Below are 19883 nucleotides of genomic sequence, written 5' to 3'. Positions count from 1 at the left end.
TATGACACCCACACGTACCAAAACCCAATTGCTGGCATTTCTTTTTGCCGGTAGCCTGTTGCTGGCCTGTTCGCCGCGCACCGAAACCGAAAAAGAAAGCCTGGATATCACTTCCGGCTGGCGCTCCCTTTTTAATGGGAAGGATATGGAAAACTGGCGAATAAAAATAGCCAAACACGAACTCGATGAAAACTATGCCAATACCTTTCGGGTAGAGGACGGTTTGCTCAAAGTCCGCTACGATGGGTACGAATCCTTTGACAGGCAATACGGGCATATTTTTTACGATGAGTCTTTTTCCCATTACCTGTACCGGGTGGAATACCGTTTTGTGGGCGAGCAAGCTCCAGAGGGAGAAGGCTGGGCGCTGCGAAACTCCGGCGTGATGCTGCACGGTCAGGATCCCGAAACCATGACCCGGGATCAGGATTTTCCGATTTCCATCGAAGGGCAATTACTGGGCGGAGACGGTGAAAATCCGCGTACCACGAGCAACCTGTGTACCCCGGGCACCAACGTGGTCATGAGCGGAGAGCTATTTACCCCGCACTGTACCAGTTCTTCCTCTAAAACCTATCATGGCGAACAGTGGGTAACGGCCGATTTTCTGGTGTTGGGGGATTCCATCATTCACCACATTGTGGAAGGAGACACAGTACTCACCTACCAGCAGCCCCAAATGGGCGGAGGCAACGTAAGCAACCACAATCCCGAGATAAAAAAAGATGGCCAATTGATTTCCGAGGGATTCATTTCGCTCCAGAGTGAAAGCCATCCCATTGATTTCAGGCGGGTGGAAATCTTTGATTTGGCTCCCTACAAGGACGATCCCGAAAAACTGGCAGAGGTGTTGGATCTATTAAAAACAGCCGAATAAGGGGTTTCAAAAAGCAAAAGCGGCGGTCTCTCCCACGGAAAGACCGCCGCTGTACGTTGACTTTTGCCTGGCATACCTGCAATGCGTCCCATCTCTCTTTTTTCCGGTTGAGATGCCGTTTGCTTTACGTTTTACTCAGCAGGTTTTCTTGAAGAAAGGCATTTACAAACTTCCCGGACGGATCCATTCGCTTCATCAGCGCGCGGAAGTAATCCATGCGTTCGTACCGATTCTGAAGGTAGCGGGGATCCAGGGTAAACAATTTCCCCCAATGAGGTCTGACCTGGAGCGGCCTTAACTTTTCCTCGATCCTTGGCAGGAGTTTCCGCACGTTTTCCCAATCCCGTTTCCAGGTAAAGTGCAGGGCGATGCTGTCCCGCTCGTAAGCCGGGCTTAACCACAGCGAATCTTTTTGTATGGACCTTACCTCAGAAATCAGCAAGTACGGAAAAATGGTTTCTCCCATCGCAAACAATGCAGCAAGCGCTTCCACTGCCCGGTCCCGGGGAACAAAATATTCCGATTGAAGTTCCTCTCCACTGCTGGGCATAAAATCCATCTTGAAGTGCGGCAAACGCTCGTGCCAGGGTCCTGACAGCCCCATTTGTTCGGTACAGTTTACCGCAGAGATTTCCTTGATGGGATGCAAATGGTCCCTGGCCAATGTTGCCCCAAAACGTTCCTCCGGCATGGCATCCTCTTCCAGATCCCCTGCTTTCTGTTTGATCCAGAGTTGATTAAAGCGATTTTTTTGCCAATCTGTAAACAAACTTACGCTGTATCCGGAAGAAAAAACGGCATCAAAATTACCGGCCAATTGCTCAAATGGCAGGTTTTCGTAAACGTACTGCCGAATGGAAAAGGTAGGTTGAATCGAAAGCGAAATTCGGGTAACAACCCCCAATGCGCCCAAATGGACAACGGTCCCCTGAAATTCCTCCGGATTATTCTCCCTGTTGAGTTCGGTGATTTCCCCATCGGCTTTCATCAGGCTCATGGACGTAACGGCGGTAGACAGGTTGCCATTGGCATCACCGGACCCGTGCGTACCGGTGGCGCAGGCACCCGCTACCGAAATATGCGGCAGGGAAGCCAGGTTGTGCAGCGCAAAGCCCTGCTCCTCCAGCTTTCGAGCCAGGACACCGTAGGGCACCCCCGCATTCATGCTAACAGTGCCCCGGGCAGCATCCACTTGAATGTCCGCCTCCAGCTGATCCAGCGCCACCTGCCGGTGTTTGCTATCCGCGATCGCATTAAAGGAATGCGCGGTACCCAACACCTTTAGCCTGGACGATGTTTTGATACGTTGCCGGAGGGCATCCCGGTCCGTGGGCTTGTCCAAAATGGCGGTACTATACCGCAGGTTTCCCGCCCAGTTGAACCGCTCGGGGTCAGTCTGCGAACGGGGTTGCGAATCACATGCTACCATGGGCAAAATCAGGTTGGTTCCAAGGACAAGAGAGGTGTTTTTTAAGAATTTCCTTTTTTTCATCCGGGAAAAAATCAAGGGAAAATTCCCAGATCCATGTAGGAGATGGCGATACGTTCCAGCGCGACGATAAAGCCTGCGGTTCGCAGGTCCTTGATATTTTTTTCCTTGCGCACACCATTCATGTGATGGTAGGCGGTTACCATGGTTTCTTCCAAACCCGAATTGACAAGGTCCCGCTCACTTGCTCCCCGAACGATCAGTTCCTTCTGTTGCTCGCTAAACGAATCCCCCGTCGCCTTTTCGATGGTTTCCAACAGCGCATCGTATTTCTTCATGTCGTACCGCTTTTCGAGTTTTCCAAAAGAAACCCGGGATAGGTTTTTCAACCACTCGAAATAGGAAACGGTCACCCCTCCCGCATTCAGGTACATATCGGGAATGACCATGATCCCTTTTTCAAGGAGAATGTTGTCGGCATCCTGGGTTACCGGACCATTTGCGGCTTCGCCAATGATTCTCGCCTGAACCTTATCCGCATTATCCAGGGTAATCTGGTTTTCAAGGGCAGCCGGTATCAAAATATCGCAGGGATAGGTCAGCATGGATGCGGCATTCTCAACAAACGTTCCCTTTTTATAACCCAAAAACCCCTTGTTCACCAGTTGATAGGTTTTGATTTCCTCTACATCAATGCCGTCTTCGTTCCAAATACCACCGTTGTATTCCGCAATGCCAATGATTTTGGCGCCGGCTTCCTGCAAGTATTTTGCCGAATAGTACCCGACATTTCCAAAGCCCTGAACGATGATTTTCTTTCCGGCCAATCCCACACCGAGACCCAGTGCTTCCATGTCTTCACGCACGCTGACAGCTTCGCGGATTCCAATAAACACTCCCATACCGGTGGCCTCTGTCCGACCCTCAATGCCATGTTGGGAAAGGGGTTTGCCCGTCACGCATCCCTTGGCGTTGATCACCTCGGGATTAAACGCCTCAAATGTATCAACTATCCAGGCCATCTCCCGGCTACTGGTTCCGTAATCCGGCGCGGGAACATCGATGGCCGGACCGATAAATTTCTTTTTTATCAACTCGGAGGTATACCTTCGGGTGATTTTCTCCAGTTGATCGGTGGTGTATTTTGTTGGGTCAATGGTGACACCTCCTTTGGCACCGCCATACGGGATATTTACCAGCGCGCATTTGTACGTCATCAGTGCGGCCAGGCCCTTTACCTCTTCTTCATTCACAAAACTGCTGTAGCGAATCCCTCCTTTTACCGGTAATTTGTGATGGGAGTGCTGCACCCGGTATCCTTCGATCACCTGGTAGGTCCCATCCCCGTTTCGAAGGGGGAAATTAAACTTGTACACGCTGTTGCATTGTTTGATCTGATCCAAAAGTCCCGGATGGATATCCATGTGACTGGCAGCGTGGTCCACCACTTTGCACACATCTTCAAAAAGACTGTATTCCTGCTGTTTTACCATAAATTTTTTTTTCGTTAAAGGTTCCTGTTAATTTTCTAGTTACCCGACCGCAATGAGTGTGCCTAATCTTCTAAAGGCAAGCCACCCTTCAAACCTGCTAGTTATCGGTAGCGGTAAGTTGGCCGGGTGGGCGATTAGTTGCTCCGGTCCTATTTTGCAGGGCATCTCCCATATCTTCCCTGGCACGCTCGGCGAGCTGCATCATTTCTTCCACTACTTCCGGATACTGCCCGGCAAGGTTTTGGCTTTCACCAGGATCGCTGGAAAGATCGTATAATTCCGGCTGGTCCAGTTCCACCATTTCATACCGGGTCGGCGTGCCGTCGTTCGGCAATTCGCTGCTTGCCGGAAGAGATCGGTAACGATGGGGAAAAACCAGTTTCCAGTTATCCATAATCAGCGCCTGCAGTTCGTTACGGTTATAGTAAATGTAATAGGCGTCGTGGGGAGAAACTGCTCCCGGTTCCTGCGCAAGCAAGGGCCAGATATTTTTTCCATCAATTTTTTTCTCCGGTAGATCGGCCCCGGTGAGGTGGGCAAGTGTGGGTAGCAAATCTATGGTCATGACCGGTTGGTCCATCACTTTTCCGGCGGGGATTTTTCCGGGCCATTTGATGATTCCCGGTACGCGAACTCCACCTTCCCAGGAGGTGCCTTTGCCTTCTTTTAGTTGTCCAGCACTACCGGAATGGGTCCCATACGAAAGCCAGGGACCATTATCGGAGGTAAAAATCACCAGCGTATTGTCCGATAGGCCATGCTTTTGCAGCGCTGCCATCACCTGACCAACCGACCAGTCGATTTCCATAATGACATCGCCGTACAATCCATTTTCGGATTTGCCTTTGAATTTATCGGAGACAAACAAGGGAACATGCGGCATGCTGTGCGCCAGGTAAAGGAAAAAGGGGCCATTTTGCTTACGCGCAATAAAATCCACCGCACGTTCCGTGTACCAGGTGGTGAGCATGGTTTGATCGTCCAGCGTATCGATGACCGATTCGTTCTCGTAAAGGGGAAGCGGGGGGTAGAAATTAGGCCGTTCCGGATGATAGGGCCACATATCGTTGGAATACGGCAAGCCAAAAAACTCATCAAATCCCTGCCTGGTGGGCAAAAAGGGGGGCATATGCCCCAAATGCCATTTTCCGATGATTCCGGTGGCGTATCCCAGTGGCTTTAGCACCTCGGCCAGGGTCTCCTCCTCCGGATTCAGCCCATGCTGGCTCTCATGAGACAACGCTCCGAATATTCCCAGCCGGTTCGAATAACAACCGGTAAGCAGGGCTGCCCGGGAAGCCGAACAGACCGCATTGGCCACATGAAAATTGGTCAACTTCGTCCCTTCACTTGCCAGTTGGTCCAGGTGCGGGGTCTCGTAACCCTGTGCCCCAAAAACACCAAGATCGGCATAGCCCTGATCATCGGTAAAAATAAGTACAATATTGGGAAGCGACGTATCCGTACCGGACTCCTCGTTTTGACTACCACAGGCCACTAAAAAACAGAGTAAAAGTAACCGGGGCAAGCGTGTCGTGAATTTGGTTTGCGTCATGGGTATATGGTTGATTGACAAAATTTAGCAATCTCAAACGACTTAACAAAACCCAACGCTGCTCGATACAAGCCTGTTTAGCGAATTAAACGGAAGGCAATGCAGCAATGTTGAGCCAAAATTGCTCAATCGTACTGATGGCATCTAAAAAATCCCCCACCTCTACAGGTTTGGTAATGTAACAGTTCGCATAATTCTCGTAGGACAGGTCAATGTCTCTTTTCGAGGACGAAGTAGTCAGCATGATTACCGGAATTTTCTTGTACAATTCGTGGTTTTTCAATTCTCCAAGAACCTCGTGGCCGCTTTTTTTTGGTAGGTTTACGTCCAGAAGAATTAAATCCGGCGTGAGGCAGGTTTCAAAGCCTCTGTTTTTACAGACAAAATCCAGCGCCTCCTGACCGTCCCGCGCGATGCTTATCCGATCGATAAACTTGCTTTCTTCCAACGCCTCCGTCGTCAAAAAAATATCCCCTTCGTTATCCTCTACCAATAAAACGTGCACCAACCTCATAACGTAATCCAAGTGTGGTAAATGATCGTGTAGTATCGACTCTTCGTCAGCATCTAGTAATCAAAGTGATTTTTTTCTACGCTCCTTACAAATCTATTAAAAATAAGGGATTAAATGTACTGATTTGATAAAAAATTCAGTATACCCAACGGGTGCGGTGGCGGACCAGGCATCGCACTTGATCGGTAAATACGCTTATTCCGCATACGCCCACCGTTGCAAGAAACAATCGGAACAGCTCCCGTTAGTGCCGGCTGCTTGTCCCGGTTTCGTTGGTTTTGTGCCGTTCATGCAGAAAGCAACTACCTATATCGGAGATCTTATCGCACAGATTTCCCATGTGCTTGTCAGCTTGCCTGTTGGTTGGCACCTGTGCCTGTGCCTTGTTCGAAACCCGGAGCGGGAGCCGCTCCCTAACAGCCTCCTCGTTTTGATCTATCGGCAACGCTATATCCGCAGACGATTTGCTATGCGATACCCGTTAAGGTCATTTTCCGGCACAGCATTTATTTCATTTCTCCCCGCAACGGCAAACAAAAAAGCATCCACCCGAGGGGGGATGGATGCGTACGCATTATTCAGCCTTTGGGTACCAACGACCCATTTTCCGAATCCGGGATACCTTAAGGCTCATTTGTTGTAGCGAAATCAAACGGGTTCCCAAAGATCAGACTGGCTGTAGGGACTTCCAGGGACCTCGGTAAAAAACGTTCCGTCGATGTAGCGGTGCCGCTCAAGGATTCCCGCGATGGCCTGCATGTCTGCCGCATCCAATTGAAGCGAGGCCGCTTGCAGGTTTTGGTGGATCCGTTCCTTATTCACCGATTTGGGGATTACCACAATATCGCGATGAAGCGACCAGGCGATCAGTACCTGTGCGACGGTCGCTTCGTGCTTTTCTGCCAGTTTCCGGAACAGCGGGTGCTCCAGCAACACGGGGTCATCGGCTTTCTTTCGTGCTTTGGGCCGGTCTGCGGAACCCAACGGGGAGTAGGCGGTTACCTGTAGTCCATTTTCTTTGCAAAAGGTCACCAACTCATTTTGGGGAAGGTAAGGGTGCAATTCAATCTGGTTCATTTCGGGCGTTACCTGACAGGATTCAAGCACTTCGTTGATTTTCTCCTGATTAAAATTTGAGACACCGATGTGCCTGGCTTTCCCTGCCCGCTTCAAGGCTTCCATGCCGGCCCAGGTATCGGCAAGAGGAACCTGCTCGTAATTGAGGAAGTCCTCCCCTTTTTCCGGGAACATGACATGGGTCTTTAGCGAAACGGGCCAATGAACGAGGTACAGGTCCAGGTAGTCCAATTGCAGATCACTTAACGTGCGCTTCAATCCTTCTGCCACCTGATCCTTTTCGTGCGCATTGTTCCACAATTTGGAGGTAACAAACACCTCTTCTCGTTTGACCAGGCCTTCTCCAAATGCTTTTTTCAGCGCATTTCCTACTTCCTTCTCGTTTTGGTACACGGCGGCACAGTCGATGTGCCGGTAGCCGGCTTCAAGCGCCCACAAGACCGCCTGGTATACTTCTCCCGGAGCAGATTTCCAGGTACCCAGTCCTAGCATAGGCATTTGATCGCCGTTTTCAAACGTTACGTATTTCATGTTTTTTCGATTTAGGTAATTATCTGATCGTTTATAAATATTCTTCCCAAAGATCGGCGTACGTAAAAGGACTGCCGTTGCTTACCCAGGCTGGCCCGGGCGTATACCGATAAGGGCCCTCCAGCTGGTTGATCCGTGCAATATCCGCTTCATCCAATCGCAGCTTGTTGGCTTCAAAGTTCTCCGCAATACGGGCTGGATTAACCGATTTGGGCACCACCGAGGTATTGCGCCCCAAAGCCCATGCCAAAGCTACCTGCGCCACTGTTGCCTGATGTTTAGAAGCGATCTCCTTTAGGGTGTTATCCTCGAGAAGAATGGGGAAATCTACCTCCTTGGCGGCTACCCGGTAGGCCGCTCCCAGCGGACCGTAGCCGGTAAGCAACATGGAATGCTCGTCGCAATAAGCTTTTAGTTTATTTTGGGGCAGGTACGGGTGCAATTCCACCTGATTCAATTCGGGTTGCTTGTTGGCCGACTCCCGGATTTCACGCAGCTTTTGGGTATTAAAATTGGAAACACCGATGTGCCGGGTAAGGCCTTTTTCCAGCACTTCTTCCAGGCCTTCCCAGGTCTCGGTAAGGGGTGCTTCCTCATAGCTCAAAAAATCTTCTTTTTTGGACGGAAAATCCACCCCTTTCCGGACGGCTACCGGCCAATGCAACAGGTACAGATCCAGGTAGTCGAGTTGCAGGTCGGACAGCGTTTGTTCGATGGAAGGCAGCACATCCGCTTTGAGATGCCTGTCGTTCCATAGCTTGGAGGTAACCCATACCTCTTCCCGGCGGACCCAGCCTTCATCAAATGCAGTCGCCAGCGCATCCCCGATTTCTTTTTCATTCTTGTAAATGGATGCACAGTCGATGTGCCGGTATCCGACTTTCAACGCCTCCAACACGGCCTCGAATACTTCATTTGGCTTGGATCTCCAGGTGCCCAATCCCAGCGCAGGCATGGCATCGCCATTGGCAAATACTAGTTTTTTCATAGGTTTGTAATTTGCATGTTTAAAGTCCATATGGAATCTCCCATGGTGTCACGTCGATACCCTTCGGCCCACCCCAAGGAGTGACGTTCTCGTCATGCCTGCCTACCCGCCAGACAGGCTCGATTTCATGAAATGAATTGGTAATCTGAAAATTAGCAGATAAGATGGTTTCTAAGCAGGTAAAATGGGGCTTTTTTCGAGCAATCCCAAATTTCAGCCGCTTGATTTTTGGCTCGAAATCGCTCCTGTTGACGGACGCAAGGGGTACAGGCACCCCTCGGGCATCATACCAAAATGTCCGGAACTACCTTTCCCGAAACATCCGTCAGGCGGAACTTTCTGCCCAGGTGCCTGTAAACCAAGCGCTCGTGGTCCAAGCCCAGGAGGTGCAGCACGGTTGCCTGAAAGTCGTGCACGTGTACTGGGTTTTCGGTAATGTTGTACCCAAACTCGTCCGTGGCGCCGTAGACCATACCGGGCTTCACGCCCCCTCCTGCCATCCAGATACTGAAGCACCTGGGGTGATGGTCGCGGCCATAATTTTCTTTGGTTAGTTTCCCCTGAGAATAGTTGGTGCGGCCAAATTCCCCTCCCCAGATTACCAGGGTTTCGTCCAGTAACCCCCGTTGTTTCAGGTCCTTGATCAAAGCCGCAGAGGGCTGGTCCACGTCTTTCGCCTGCACCGTCATCTCGGAAGGAAGGTTTCCGTGCTGGTCCCATCCCTGATGGTACAATTGCACAAAACGGACACCGTTTTCTGACAATTTTCTGGCCAGCAGGCAATTGGCTGCAAACGTTCCCGGTTTGCGGCTATCCGCTCCATACATATCAAAGATGCGGTCGGGTTCTTTGGAAAGATCGGTGGCTTCGGGCACGGCCGTCTGCATACGAAAGGCCATCTCGTACTGGGCCACCCGGGCCTGAATCTCCGGATCGCCGGTGCGTTGAAAGGCCATTTGATTCAGCTCGGACAGATGGTCGAGCATTTTTCTCCGTTCGGAGGGGCGCATTCCTTCCGGGTTGCTCAGATAGAGCACCGGATCCTCCCCATTGCTAAACTGTACGCCCTGATGGGTAGCCGGCAAAAAGCCATTGTTCCAAAGCTTCGAATAGACGCCCTGCCCATTGCCCTTGCCTTTGGAGAGCAATACGGTAAACGCCGGAAGGTTGCTGTTTTCACTCCCTAACCCGTAGCTCAGCCAGGAACCCATGCTCGGCCGATTGCCCTGCTGGGCACCCGTTTGGAAAAACGTAAGTGCCGGATCGTGGTTGATGGCCTCGGTATGCATGGACTTGATGATGCAAATATCGTCTACAATGCCCGCTGTATGGGGAAAAAGTTCACTAATCCAGGCCCTTGCTTCGCCATATTGCTGGAAATTGGTAAAGGATCCAACCAAAGGAAAGGAATTTTGACTGGACGTCATACCGGTCAACCGCTGCCCCATCCGGATGGACTCGGGCAACTCCTCCCCCCACATTTCCCGGAGTTTTGGCTTGTAGTCAAAGGATTCCAACTGGGAGGGCGCTCCGTTTTGAAACAGGTAAATAACCCGTTTGGCTTTGGGTGCAAAGTGGGGGATCCCCAGGGAGCCCGGGGATTCGCCAATACCACCATTGCCCCGGAATAAATCCGGAATCAACAGCGATCCCAAAGCGGCACTTCCCAAGCCAAGGCTCATTTTGGAAAGAAAATGCCTGCGGTTCATGTGAAGCCGGTGTTCCAATAGTTCCTTTTCCATACCTCAGGATTTGGTGATCGTTTCCTCTAAATTGTAAAGCAGGGAAATTACCTGCATCAAGGCAGCTCTTTCCGTAATCGGCAAGGACGGACTCAAGGGATACTCCCCAACGGCGAGCAATTGCTCTGCCCGTGCTCCGTCGGCCTCAAATGCCTCGAAAAAAGACCGGTAGTTCTCCTCAAGGATGAGCCTTTCCGCTGTTTCCGGCTTTCTGCCCAGAATCCGGTAAAATGCATTTCCAATCAACTCGGGTACCGGTTGCCGACTTTCCAGCAAGCGCTCGGCAAGTACCCGGGATGCCTCCAAAACAACGGGGTCATTCATCATGACAAGTGCCTGCAAGGGCGTATTGGTCTTCAATCGCTCTACTTCGCAGGCATCCCGGTTGCTGGCATCGAACAGCATCATGCTGGGCGGAGGGACCGTGCGTTTGATAAACGTATACAATCCCCTTCGGTAGAGGTATTTACCGGTATCTTGCTGATACCTGGACAGGTTTCCCCTGCCAGAGGTTGCTGCTTCCCACAGTCCTTCGGGTTGGTAAGGCTTTACACTGGGCCCGCCAATTTCCGGAACCAGCAGCCCACTGCTGGCGAGTACCAGGTCCCGAATTCCTTCGGCAGGAAGGCGCTGCCGGGGAAAGCGAGAAAGCAAGCGGTTTTCGGGATCCCGTTCCAGTTTTTCTGCGGTGACCTGAGAGGACTGCTGATAGGTCGCCGAAAGAACGATCGTTCGGAGCAGTGCCTGTATGTCCCAGCCACTTTCCATAAAATCCACTGCCAGCCAATCCAGCAATGGTTGGTTGACCGGTAAGTTCCCCTGCATCCCAAAGTCGCCGGGGGTGCTTACGAGTCCCTGCCCGAATAGCTCCTGCCAGATGCGGTTTACAAACACCCGGGCGGTCAATGGGTTTTTCGGATCAAATAGCCATTTTGCCAGACCCAACCGGTTTTTTGGTAGCTGTTCCGGAAAGGGCAAGATCGCTTCGGGTACTCCCGGCGACACCTTTTCCAATGGGGCATCGTACATGCCCCGGTCCAGCAAATAGGTTTGTCGTGTACTGTCAGGTTCCCCCATTACCGACACCTTTAGAACATTGGACTCCGCAAGCAGGGAATTGTAGTTGGCCCCTTTTCCCATATTGGCCAGCAAGGCCTGCACCCTTCGGGTACTATCGGGCAGGTTGACAAAATGCAGAATATCGGAAACATCCGCCTCTGAAATCTCCAGCATGGGTAATTTCGCCGGACTTTTCTTGGAGAAGCCAGGCGTAGACTCTTCCATGCCCCATTCGGCAACGGTGTTAAAAAAGGCATAGGTTTGAAAATATTCCTTTTGGGAAATGGGGTCGTATTTGTGATCGTGGCACTGCGCGCATTCCAGGGTAATTCCCAGCAGTGCCTTACCGAGGGTGTTGGTCCGGTCTACGGCATACATGACCCGGTATTCCTCGTCTATCGCTCCGGACTCCTCGGTTATTTTGTGGTTTCGGTTAAAAGCAGTGGCCAGCACCTGTTCCTTCCCCGCATCCGGCAGTAGGTCCCCAGCCAGTTGCCAGGTGACAAAGCGGTCATACGGCATGTTTTGGTTAAACGCGTGGATTACCCAATCCCTCCAGGGCCATTGGGTACGGTAATAGTCGTCCTGATACCCATGAGAATCCGCATAGCGGGACAGGTCCATCCAATGGATAGCCATTTTTTCTCCGAAGGCCGGATTGGCAAACAAGCTATTCAGCAAGGCATCCAGATCCAGTTCGGCGGTTTCAACTTGATCCAAAACCGCAGGTGGTGGCGGTAATCCTATGATATCCAAATACACCCTACGTAGTAAACTCCGTTTATCTGCCGATTGATTCGGCGTCAACCCTTGTTCCCGCATACCTTTCAACACAAAATAATCCACTTCATTTTGCGCCCATCCCAGATCATCGGTGGGCAAAGCTGCCTTGACCGGGGGCACGAAGGCCCAATGCGGTTCGTAAGCGGCTCCCTGACGGATCCATTTTTCGATCAAACGGACCTGATGGTCCGTGAGACTCAAATTGGAAGAAGGGGGAGGCATCCGCTCGGAGGAATCGGTGCTGACCGTCCGCAAATACGCCTCCGATGCCTGCGGGTCGCCCGGAACCAATGCATGTCGCCCGGGTTGTTCTTTCAAGGCAGCATAGGCATCCGTTTCCCGGTCCAATCGCAAGCCCGCTTCCCGTTTGTTGGCATCCGGCCCGTGGCAGGCAAAACAGTTTTCGGATAAGATAGGCCGGATGTGCAGGTTGTAACTAACCGCTTCCGGAATGTCGGCAAGACCTTGGCTGGAATCGCTGCTGCAACTGAGCATCCAACTACTCAAGCCAAACCAAACTGCTATACGTGTAATCCCTCCAATCATGTGTTTAAAATTAGGCAATTACCTGTGAATTACAAATATAACCAAATCGCCTTTCACAATCCCGACCGCTCGTAACGTATCCAATCGCTCCTTTTCTGGGATTAACCGGATCCGGCAACCTCGTATCCGTACAGCGCCTGTTCGTAAACGAACACCAAAAACGGAAAAATCAACGAAAAAAAAAGCGGTAACTTTTTTCTGAAAAAAACAATTCGAGCAGAAACGAATGTATGGCCCGTAGGGCGCCCCATTTCTGCTCGGTACCGGACAGATTCGTTCAGATCTGCTCAAAAAGCGGACAACCTACCCGCATTTTTCCGCATGCCAGACTCACTGTACATACGCCAGACCGGCTTGATAGTGGTTTTGGCCTGTCATTCGCAGTAGGCAAAGGAGCAAAACAAACCGAATGTATCCATTAAACCCTTAGCATTTAACCGTATAAACCGTAAATCCCATGAAAACGCTACTCACACTTGTTCTCAGCAGTACCCTATCTTTCGCTTCTCTGGCCAGCCCGACCGTAGAAATGTTAAAAGAAAACACCCGTATCGAAACCAAAGGGCAGTTGGTACAGGTACATTTCACATCCGCCATGGAAGACGTGGTGCTGCGCCTCACCGATACCTCTGGAAAAACCCTTTTCAAAGCCAATTATACAACCAGGGAACCGGTAGTAATTCCCATAAATTTGTCTCAGATCCAGGAAGGTAACTACGTACTGCACGTAATTGGCGAAAACGGAAGCAACCAATACGAATTGGAAAACCGGAAAGAAGCGTCCCTACCGCTTATGGCCTACGGTAAAAAAATCGGCCCCAATACCCTTTCTCTTTTGGTAGTTGGCCTGGAAAAGCCCGGAACCAGGGTTACATTCTTCGACGCCTCCAACAAGTTGTTGATGCAGGAAACCATTGACGAACCGAAGGGTTTTCGAAAAAATTACGTATTCGATAAATTTCCGGTGGAAGAACTAACGCTGAAAGTCACCGATTCCCAGGGCAGGGAGAAATACATTCGTTTTCAAGATTAATTTGAAAACATTCCGGAAACGGTCAAAGGGTCCTTCTACGGCGGACCCTTTTTTTATTTGCCCGTTAGATCCTTCCCATGCGCTTCTCTAACCTCCTTTCCCCTTCCTGTTTTACCTTCCCAAACCGTACGATGCCAGAAAAATCCCCAGGCTGATGGCTAAAAAACGACCACCGAAGCCCTCCGCAATAAAGGAACACCAATGTCAAAAATTTATTTTTAGCAAGGGCCCGGATTTGAAAAAACTGGCATGCAATTTAGGGTGCGATGACTGTCCTTGTGACGTAAAAAAAGCAAAAGAAAAAAATGAAAACAAGCATCTTAATTCCAATCGCCTGCATCGCAGGCATTCTGGTTTCCTGTGGCAAAAAGCCCGCTGACCCCGCCTTGCTCACCCCTTCCGAACAGGTGCAAGTAGTACCGGAGGAAGAAGTTCTGGAAGAAATGCCGGCGACGGCAGATTCCCTGCAGCTGGAAATCGACTCAGCATCCATCGCTTTGTAAATCACGCGCTACCAGGAGCTGTCCTTCAAAAGAGGGCAGCTCTTTTTATTTTGGTGTTTGAGCCAGTACGATCAGAAAAAAAGCAAATAGCTCAGATAGGCCCCATATAACAACACGAATACTCCCCCTTCCCATCGTTCCAACATTCTCCCTTTTCCAGAAAAAATAAACACGAACAAGAGCAAGCCCGCCACACAATTCACCAATATGTCCACAAATGTCCCATCGTTCACAAGCACCGGATGGATTGTCGAAGAAAGTCCCAAAATCAGGAAAATATTAAAGATGTTTGACCCGACCACGTTACCGATAGCGATATCCACTTTCTTCTTTTTAACCGCGGCCAGTGAGGTGGCCAGTTCGGGAAGCGATGTACCAATGGAAACGACCGTGAGTCCAATCACTCGCTCGGATAATCCAATCGACTGGGCTAAGAAAATCGCGTTTGTGACTATAAAATTTCCGCCGACAACCAATCCTGCCAGGCCAAGTAGCAACCAGAAAACAGCATGGCTGAGCTTCATCTCGGTAACCGAAACCTCTTCCGTAGGGCTTTGGGGGTTTTTGGAAACAAGCAATGTATACACCAAAAAAACGGCAAAAAACAGCAGCAAAACCAATCCTTCGCTTCTACTTACCAGATTGATGTCTCCCCCGTCCAACCATTGGTCGCTCGCAAGGATCCACACCAGCAGGGCAGCCAAAAAACTAAGCGGCACCTCTATCCAGGTAGTGGCAGATTTTACAGTCAGCGGAAAAATCATTGCGCAGAGACCCAGTATGACCAGCCCATTGAAAACGTTGCTTCCCAAAACGTTTGCCATTACCATTTCTCCCGAGCCCTCGATGGCCGCCATCACGTTTACGGACAATTCCGGTGCCGAGGTGCCAAAAGCCACCACCGTAAGTCCGATGACGCTGTTCGGAATGGATAGCCGTGCAGCAATGCTAGTGGCTGCTTCTACCAGTTTGTCCGCTCCATACACCAGCAGTACAAAACCAAATACAAGCACTATCAGGGAAAGTAGCATAGAAATTGAAATGGTACGGTACGGTAGCAAAGGTAGGAAGAATTGCTTGCGCGAAACGCATGACAGCTGAAAATTAAAATGATGATAAACGAACCATTTCTTTTTTCGTTTTTCCGTTAGTTCTATATCTTCTGATGCACATGAAAGCAAAATCTGCGGCTTTGCTCTTTGCTATGCTACTCCTAACCGGGATTGCTGCAATCGCGTTTTTTACCAGCAATGGTGCTACAAACGATAAATCCCAACCAGAAGGACTGCCAGAGGCATCTTTTAAACCAGGTAGTCCGGCCAGCCTTACACCGATTCACCAGGCAGATCAGGTAACGGTAGATGCACCCAATCCACCCCCGGTACCGGTCCGGGAGCATCCCTACGAAGGATTGCAAATACGCTTCGATGCCTTTGGAGCAAGAGGTGTACGGAAAACGACCTTTGTCGTACATGCAATGGCCCGTTTGCGGTTGATTTTATTTCCGTACCATTTTTTCTACTAATTGGCCGGCAATCGGGCAGGTCTTATTCAACCGCACCCGCATCGCGCCTGGGAATCGTTTCCGGAGTACCTTCATTTCTTAACCAATTCATCTCATCCTACATGGTACCTATCGAGCCGGTCAGTACAGGAATCTCCCTGCTGGCCATCTGTGCATTTATCTTCCCAATTCTAAGAGCCTGCATCCGACAAAAAGCCCAACGGGCTTTGCAACGTGCGGCGTTTCTCAACGAAGCGAAAACGCGTGGCCTCCACCTATCCCAAACCGATTTTTGGCGAGGACAATACGGAATCGGCCTGGATACAGCCAATCAAACAGTGGTCTATTACAACACTTCATCCGAACCGACAATTCAGTGCATCTCCCTACCTGACATCCGGGAGGTACGGTTTCATAAAACCAGTCATTTAACGGGCAGGGGGAGATCTCGAGAAGAAATTGTGGACCGCCTAGAAATCCATCTGCTGGGCGAACCCGCTGTTTTTCCGTGCTTCAGTTTGGTTTTTTTTGACGGGGACAAGCATTCCGACCTATGCGGAGAATGGCCTCTGGCGAAAAAATGGGAACAACTCCTTCGTAACGCCATAGCCGGCATTTAAGGAAATGGGCCGGTAAATCCCCATGCCGGCCCATTTTCCCCACTCCCCTGGACTGGCCGCAAAACAAAAATAACAGGTTTCCGGCTCTGGCATTTTCACCGATACGCATCTCCTTCGGGAGAACTGGGGAACAGTACCCGCCAAATAAAAAATAAAATTAAAATCTAGCCGAATAGTTGGATTTCTCATGCCTTTTTTTGTATTTTGTAGGAACAATACTGAGATACTGGATTTATCACCCTACTCCAGGCATCTCTTCTATTTTTACACCTTAAGCGAACGAAAATGACCAACATACAAAATTCACTGGCATTGGCCTTTTTACCAGGCTATCTGTTCTCCAGCCAATACGAAAAACAACAAAAACAAACCACAGGCGACACCTTGCCTCCCGTTACGACCAACCCAAAAGCAAACTCCGACCAAAAATTAATCCGTCGCTATCTGGAAAGTTTACAGCTGGAAAGCTATGACTATATCAAAGAATTTATTCACCCGGATTTTAAGTGCATCAATACCAACACCGACTCGATCCGGGATTGCATGCAAGAGTTGGCCCATTGGAAGGCGCAGCATGAAAAATTAAGTCACTTGTCGTTTAGCGACCCCGTTTTGAAAAGTATCCGGGTAAACCGGGGGATACTAAAGGGAGACTGGACCCTGGTATGGACTACTTTTTCGGCCTTGGATGGCCTCACACTAAAGTCAGTTAAGTACGAATACCACATGGCCGTAAAAACGGAAAACGATTCCATTGTGGAAATTCAGACCTGGCACCAGGAAGACCCCTCCGAGTCAGAGCTTCATTGACTCCAGCCCCTTTTTAATTTCCTGTTATTTGGTTTTTTTTTGGATAATTGCGTCTATTTTTACGATCCAGAGTACATTCTTTAGCGATTTTTTTTTAACCCAAAAAAAACACACATGGACAATTACGTAGTGGGAGTTGATTTCGGAACGGATTCCGTGAGGGCTCTTTTGGTAAACGCCGATGACGGCAGCACCAAAGGCAGCGAGGTATTTTACTACCCCAGGTGGAAAGCTGGCGCGTATTGCGATCCCGAAAAAAACCAGTTTCGGCAGCATCCATTGGACCATTTGGAGGGATTGGAACAAACCGTCCGGAGGGTTGTAGCCAATAGCGGCCTGCCGAAAGCGCAAATAAAGGGCATCTGCGTGGATACCACCGGCTCTTCACCCCTCCCGGTGGACCAAAACGGCCAGGCACTTGCGCTGTCGGAGGCTTTTTCGAACAATCCAAACGCCCAAATGATCTTGTGGAAAGACCATACGGCTGTGGCAGAAGCCGATGAAATCAATCAGCTGGCCCGGTCCTGGGGTGGAGAAGACTTTACCCGCTACGAAGGAGGGATTTATTCTTCGGAATGGTTTTGGGCCAAAATCCTTCACATACTTCGGAAAGATCCGGAAGTAGCCGCCTCTGCCTATTCCTGGATGGAGCATTGCGATTACCTGACCTTTTTATTAACAGGAGGAACAAAGATACAGGAGGCAAAACGAAGTCGCTGTGCCGCCGGGCACAAAGCCCTATGGCACGAAAGCTGGGGAGGGCTCCCGAATTCAGATTTTCTGAGCCGATTGGACCCCCGACTGGCTTCCCTGAAGGAAAATCTGTACACGGATACCTTCACCTCGGATACCGTAGCCGGATACCTCGCTGCTGATTGGGCACAAAAACTTGGCTTGGAGGAAGGAATTGCGGTGGCAGTAGGCACCTTTGATGCCCATGCAGGAGCGGTTGGCGGTGAGGTGTCTCCCGGCACAATGGTGAAAGTCATGGGCACCTCTACCTGCGATATCATGGTCACTTCACCCGCAGCACTGGAAAACAAAACAGTAAAAGGAATTTGCGGTCAGGTGGACGGATCGGTGCTACCCGGACAAATCGGTTTGGAAGCAGGTCAATCCGGCTTCGGAGACGTACTTGCCTGGTTCGTCCAAATGCTCCAAAAACCCCTGCTGGATACCCTTTCCGACGCCGGCATGAACCCCAATACCCTCTCAGAAATCCGCAGCCACCTGGAGGAAAACCTAATCCAAACGCTTTCCCGCCAGGCGGAACAGGTGTCTCCTGAGAACACCCAGGTGCTTGCCATGGATTGGATCAATGGACGGCGAACCCCCGATGCCAACCAAAATCTAAAGGGCGCATTATCCGGGCTGGACATGGGTACCGATGCAGCAAAGATTTTCAAAGCGCTGGTGGAATCGATATGCTTTGGTTCCAAGCGGATCATCGAGCGATTCCAAGAAGAAGGGGTCTCCATTCAGCAGGTAATTGGTCTGGGTGGGGTCGCTAAAAAATCCACGCTGGTCATGCAAACCATGGCAGATATATTGGATATGCCCATTAAGGTAGCTAAATCGGAACAGGCCCCCGCTCTTGGCGCAGCGATGTATGCAGCCACTGCCGCCGGTATTTATCCGACGGTTGCGGATGCCATTGCCCACATGGGAAATGGATTCGATCTGGTATACAAACCCAGGGCGGAAAACCGCAATACGTACCAAAGAAAATACCAAAGATACCTGGAGTTGGGAGAATTTATTGAAAAGAATCTTAGTTAATCGGGAGGTGCACTCCTTTGCTTAAACGCAGGGTCTCGGCAATGGCAATCATTTCTGGTTGCCATTTTTTTTAATCCGAACGGCGACACGCCGCCAGTAACACAACTAAATACATCTCTCTTAGGCTCAGGCAGATAAGTTTTATGTATTTCCCGGGCATTTTTTTGGAAATAGAATCGAAAATTGCTAACATTAACTCGGATTCGTTCCTAACCCCGGCAAACAAAAATTTTATTTTGAAGTTTATTTCTAAAACGATACGAATCGATTTTGTTTGATCAAAATGCTTGTTCGTTTAGTTAGCATGAAACTTCGTGTGTAATCACCAACAATTTCAAAACAAATCTGTATGAAAAACATCAACTACTTCATCTTTGTTTTGCTGATCTTTAATTCAGCCTGTTTATCTCAAAAAGACTTTATTGCTGAGTACGATTACAATTACAAGGGAGCGTTTAAGAAATACAAAACCTTTGGTTTTGTTGAGGAGGAAGGAAAAAACGATGCCGAATTCACAGGCATCATCGAAAAATCGATCAGTTCCCGCCTGGGATCCCAGGGGTTCCGACAGAAAGATGCCAATCCCGACCTATTGGTTATCCATAAGCTGTACATGAGTGAGGTTCGATACCGGGGATACAACCAACCGAATTTCGATTACTGGCTGAAGAAACAAGGCATTGAACTGGTAGAAGAGTCCGTTTTAGACAGTCTGGAACGGCAAAAGCGGGGCGAAAATTACAATGCGGTCAAATATACCCAAAACGACGGCATGCTTGTCGTATTGGTCATCGACCATAAAAAGGGAAATACCATCTGGCAAGGATATACTTCTGCTTATTTCGACTACAGCTCTCCCAATATCCACATCGATCTAACCCGTGCCACCTATAAGGTCATGGACCAGTTTAAGATCTTGACCAGAAACTAATACGTTTCCACGTGAACGTTGGTAAGCACCCGATCACGATTGGTCGGGTGCTTTTTTTTTGAAAACTCCTCGATTGCATTCGAATCGAACTACCAAAAATGCTGTGGAG

At 49.8% G+C, this 19883-nt stretch carries 17 protein-coding genes; 8 read left to right on the top strand and 9 right to left on the bottom strand.

Features of this window, described 5'->3' with window-relative positions; translation table 11 throughout:
- Position 1: 1 nt before the first annotated feature.
- A complete protein-coding gene (locus GCU44_RS05025; protein WP_154854633.1) occupies positions 2-877 on the top strand; it encodes a 3-keto-disaccharide hydrolase in 876 nt (291 codons plus the stop codon).
- Between the two features lie 124 nt (positions 878-1001).
- Here the strand turns inward: GCU44_RS05025 and GCU44_RS05020 are convergent, their stop codons facing one another.
- From GCU44_RS05020 to GCU44_RS04985, 8 genes are all read right to left on the bottom strand, one after another.
- Positions 1002-2369 (bottom strand): D-arabinono-1,4-lactone oxidase, encoded by a 1368-nt coding sequence (locus GCU44_RS05020; protein ID WP_154854630.1) that lies wholly within the window; start codon positions 2367-2369, stop codon positions 1002-1004.
- 11 nt (positions 2370-2380) lie between these two features.
- Positions 2381-3799 carry a Glu/Leu/Phe/Val family dehydrogenase gene (locus tag GCU44_RS05015; protein ID WP_154854627.1) on the bottom strand — a complete coding sequence of 473 codons (1419 nt, stop codon included), beginning with the start codon at positions 3797-3799 and terminating at the stop codon, positions 2381-2383.
- A 97-nt stretch (positions 3800-3896) separates the two neighbouring features.
- Positions 3897-5354, bottom strand: a complete 1458-nt coding sequence (locus GCU44_RS05010) for a sulfatase family protein (RefSeq protein WP_154854624.1) — start codon at positions 5352-5354, stop codon at positions 3897-3899.
- 85 nt (positions 5355-5439) lie between these two features.
- Complete coding sequence (locus tag GCU44_RS05005; RefSeq protein WP_092177264.1) at positions 5440-5868, bottom strand: response regulator; 429 nt, start codon at positions 5866-5868, stop codon at positions 5440-5442.
- A gap of 648 nt (positions 5869-6516) precedes the next feature.
- Positions 6517-7476 carry an aldo/keto reductase gene (locus tag GCU44_RS05000; RefSeq protein WP_154854621.1) on the bottom strand — a complete coding sequence of 320 codons (960 nt, stop codon included), beginning with the start codon at positions 7474-7476 and terminating at the stop codon, positions 6517-6519.
- Positions 7477-7507: 31 nt separating this feature from the next.
- A complete protein-coding gene (locus GCU44_RS04995; protein WP_154854619.1) occupies positions 7508-8464 on the bottom strand; it encodes an aldo/keto reductase in 957 nt (318 codons plus the stop codon).
- A gap of 284 nt (positions 8465-8748) precedes the next feature.
- A complete protein-coding gene (locus GCU44_RS04990; RefSeq protein ID WP_154854616.1) occupies positions 8749-10206 on the bottom strand; it encodes a DUF1501 domain-containing protein in 1458 nt (485 codons plus the stop codon).
- Between the two features lie 3 nt (positions 10207-10209).
- Entirely contained in the window at positions 10210-12594 is a 2385-nt protein-coding gene (locus tag GCU44_RS04985) for a PSD1 and planctomycete cytochrome C domain-containing protein (RefSeq protein WP_154854613.1), read from the bottom strand.
- A 457-nt stretch (positions 12595-13051) separates the two neighbouring features.
- Here GCU44_RS04985 and GCU44_RS04980 point away from each other — a divergent pair, with 457 nt between their 5' ends.
- On the top strand, positions 13052-13627 hold the full coding sequence (locus tag GCU44_RS04980; protein WP_154854610.1) for a DUF3244 domain-containing protein: 576 nt from the start codon (positions 13052-13054) through the stop codon (positions 13625-13627).
- A 305-nt stretch (positions 13628-13932) separates the two neighbouring features.
- Positions 13933-14130: a hypothetical protein gene (locus tag GCU44_RS04975; RefSeq protein ID WP_092177276.1), complete on the top strand. Its 198-nt coding sequence runs from the start codon at positions 13933-13935 to the stop codon at positions 14128-14130.
- 71 nt (positions 14131-14201) lie between these two features.
- On the opposite strand, the gene GCU44_RS04970 is transcribed toward GCU44_RS04975, so the two are convergent.
- On the bottom strand, positions 14202-15161 hold the full coding sequence (locus GCU44_RS04970) for a calcium/sodium antiporter (RefSeq protein ID WP_092177278.1): 960 nt from the start codon (positions 15159-15161) through the stop codon (positions 14202-14204).
- Positions 15162-15301: 140 nt separating this feature from the next.
- Between GCU44_RS04970 and GCU44_RS04965 the strand changes: the two genes are divergently transcribed.
- The 5 genes from GCU44_RS04965 (at position 15302) to GCU44_RS04945 (ending at position 19774) form a co-directional block, all read left to right on the top strand.
- The gene (locus GCU44_RS04965) at positions 15302-15655 is read left to right on the top strand and encodes a hypothetical protein (RefSeq protein ID WP_154854607.1); all 354 of its coding nucleotides are present in this window, start codon (positions 15302-15304) and stop codon (positions 15653-15655) included.
- A gap of 101 nt (positions 15656-15756) precedes the next feature.
- Entirely contained in the window at positions 15757-16254 is a 498-nt protein-coding gene (locus tag GCU44_RS04960) for a hypothetical protein (RefSeq protein ID WP_154854604.1), read from the top strand.
- 285 nt (positions 16255-16539) lie between these two features.
- Positions 16540-17064, top strand: a complete 525-nt coding sequence (locus GCU44_RS04955) for a hypothetical protein (RefSeq protein WP_154854602.1) — start codon at positions 16540-16542, stop codon at positions 17062-17064.
- A gap of 114 nt (positions 17065-17178) precedes the next feature.
- Positions 17179-18843 carry a ribulokinase gene (locus GCU44_RS04950; RefSeq protein WP_154854592.1) on the top strand — a complete coding sequence of 555 codons (1665 nt, stop codon included), beginning with the start codon at positions 17179-17181 and terminating at the stop codon, positions 18841-18843.
- 349 nt (positions 18844-19192) lie between these two features.
- Positions 19193-19774 (top strand): DUF4136 domain-containing protein, encoded by a 582-nt coding sequence (locus GCU44_RS04945; RefSeq protein ID WP_092177289.1) that lies wholly within the window; start codon positions 19193-19195, stop codon positions 19772-19774.
- Positions 19775-19883: the final 109 nt, after the last annotated feature.

Origin of the sequence: Cyclobacterium xiamenense, from assembly GCF_009467825.1 — a bacterium.
In the GTDB taxonomy this organism is placed as follows: Bacteria; Bacteroidota; Bacteroidia; order Cytophagales; family Cyclobacteriaceae; genus Cyclobacterium; species Cyclobacterium xiamenense.
The sequence above is the reverse complement of the archived record's forward strand: the minus strand, read 5'-3'. Positions and strand labels throughout refer to the sequence as shown.

Excerpts from the sequence above, each read along its gene's own strand:
- GCU44_RS04985 (WP_154854613.1), bottom strand. The coding sequence starts at position 12,594 with ATGATTGGAGGGATTACACGTATAGCAGTTTGGTTTGGCTTGAGTAGT.
- GCU44_RS04990 (WP_154854616.1), bottom strand. The coding sequence starts at position 10,206 with ATGGAAAAGGAACTATTGGAACACCGGCTTCACATGAACCGCAGGCAT.
- GCU44_RS04960 (WP_154854604.1), top strand. The coding sequence starts at position 15,757 with ATGGTACCTATCGAGCCGGTCAGTACAGGAATCTCCCTGCTGGCCATC.
- GCU44_RS04970 (WP_092177278.1), bottom strand. The coding sequence starts at position 15,161 with ATGCTACTTTCCCTGATAGTGCTTGTATTTGGTTTTGTACTGCTGGTG.
- GCU44_RS05000 (WP_154854621.1), bottom strand. The coding sequence starts at position 7,476 with ATGAAATACGTAACGTTTGAAAACGGCGATCAAATGCCTATGCTAGGA.
- GCU44_RS05025 (WP_154854633.1), top strand. The coding sequence starts at position 2 with ATGACACCCACACGTACCAAAACCCAATTGCTGGCATTTCTTTTTGCC.
- GCU44_RS04965 (WP_154854607.1), top strand. The coding sequence starts at position 15,302 with ATGAAAGCAAAATCTGCGGCTTTGCTCTTTGCTATGCTACTCCTAACC.
- GCU44_RS05010 (WP_154854624.1), bottom strand. The coding sequence starts at position 5,354 with ATGACGCAAACCAAATTCACGACACGCTTGCCCCGGTTACTTTTACTC.
- GCU44_RS04950 (WP_154854592.1), top strand. The coding sequence starts at position 17,179 with ATGGACAATTACGTAGTGGGAGTTGATTTCGGAACGGATTCCGTGAGG.
- GCU44_RS04995 (WP_154854619.1), bottom strand. The coding sequence starts at position 8,464 with ATGAAAAAACTAGTATTTGCCAATGGCGATGCCATGCCTGCGCTGGGA.
- GCU44_RS05020 (WP_154854630.1), bottom strand. The coding sequence starts at position 2,369 with ATGAAAAAAAGGAAATTCTTAAAAAACACCTCTCTTGTCCTTGGAACC.
- GCU44_RS05015 (WP_154854627.1), bottom strand. The coding sequence starts at position 3,799 with ATGGTAAAACAGCAGGAATACAGTCTTTTTGAAGATGTGTGCAAAGTG.
- GCU44_RS04955 (WP_154854602.1), top strand. The coding sequence starts at position 16,540 with ATGACCAACATACAAAATTCACTGGCATTGGCCTTTTTACCAGGCTAT.
- GCU44_RS05005 (WP_092177264.1), bottom strand. The coding sequence starts at position 5,868 with ATGAGGTTGGTGCACGTTTTATTGGTAGAGGATAACGAAGGGGATATT.
- GCU44_RS04975 (WP_092177276.1), top strand. The coding sequence starts at position 13,933 with ATGAAAACAAGCATCTTAATTCCAATCGCCTGCATCGCAGGCATTCTG.
- GCU44_RS04980 (WP_154854610.1), top strand. The coding sequence starts at position 13,052 with ATGAAAACGCTACTCACACTTGTTCTCAGCAGTACCCTATCTTTCGCT.
- GCU44_RS04945 (WP_092177289.1), top strand. The coding sequence starts at position 19,193 with ATGAAAAACATCAACTACTTCATCTTTGTTTTGCTGATCTTTAATTCA.